Source organism: Maribellus luteus, assembly GCF_003576475.1.
Taxonomy (GTDB): Bacteria; Bacteroidota; Bacteroidia; order Bacteroidales; family Prolixibacteraceae; genus Draconibacterium; species Draconibacterium luteum.
This window is the reverse complement of the sequence record NZ_QWGR01000051.1, coordinates 1-998: the sequence shown is the minus strand read 5'-3', so window position 1 is coordinate 998 and position 998 is coordinate 1. Positions and strand designations below refer to the sequence as shown.

Below are 998 nucleotides of genomic sequence, written 5' to 3'. Positions count from 1 at the left end.
GAGCCGTATGATGGGAGACTATCACGTACGGTTCTGTGAGAGGTTTAGGGGTGTGATTCCCCTTTACCTACTCGACTAATTTCCATTGCTTTGTTACTTAGAAATCCGTTTAATTCTACTATTCCTTATTTTTAAAGTTATGTGTCTTTCAGTCAAGTCATTGTTGTTTATATCTCAATAAGTTGTCCGTGATAAACTTAAACTATCTAAAGGTTTTTCTCGCATTTCCTATCTGTTTTTAGAATATCAGTCTTCTGGTAGTTATGTAAAGTCCATAGTTTCTCAAAGTTATTTTTTGTTCGTGGCTTTCCAATTCTTAGAAATCTTCCATTTGAAACTCTTTACTCACAATTACTTTGGCAATGAACTTTGATTTGCTTTTGATTAGACTTTTTTTAATTAAAGACAAAATCTTTCATGAGTCCAATCGTAAGTGCAATAAGGAAAATCGCAATAAAAAGTAAACAACCATTTTTTGGGGATTCTACAATTGGTTTATTGTCTTTGTATAAGTTAAATACAACGCCATGAAATCCAAATCCAAAATCAATTTTGCATTCTACATTTTCGTCATTTTCTTTAATTGTGAAATTGTGTTCTGTACCAAAAATTGAGAATTTTCGTGAAACAATTTCGCCATTTACTTTTATCTTTTCGATTCCTAAAAGTGTGTTAAATACTTCAATTTTGTTTTCTCCTATATAAACGGTTGTAAATTTCATACTATATCATTTGTTTGGTTAATTGATTGTCATTCTTTTTTTTACACTTGCTCATAACTAGCGCATAACATCACTAGTCATGTTATTTTTATTATCTCATTTTTTTCGCTGGTTTTGCCCGGTTTATGCCCCGGTAACGCGCGCATATATCGTAAGCTGGTTCCCTGTTCCGAAAAGCGGGGGACATAATTATACCGGGGCAACTGATTGCACGGCTGGCGGTGTTGTTCCTGTGTGGGCTTTATTTGCGGGCGTGTAGTCAAAAGGTTTTGTTTT

At 34.0% G+C, this 998-nt stretch carries 2 protein-coding genes; both read right to left on the bottom strand.

Annotated features, from left to right (window positions below; all coding sequences use genetic code 11):
• Positions 1–395: 395 nt before the first annotated feature.
• Positions 396–722, bottom strand: a complete 327-nt coding sequence (locus tag D1614_RS23645; RefSeq protein WP_119440463.1) for a hypothetical protein — start codon at positions 720–722, stop codon at positions 396–398.
• A 77-nt stretch (positions 723–799) separates the two neighbouring features.
• On the bottom strand, positions 800–998 hold a 199-nt coding region (locus D1614_RS26105; protein ID WP_206610139.1), incomplete at its 5' end, for a hypothetical protein.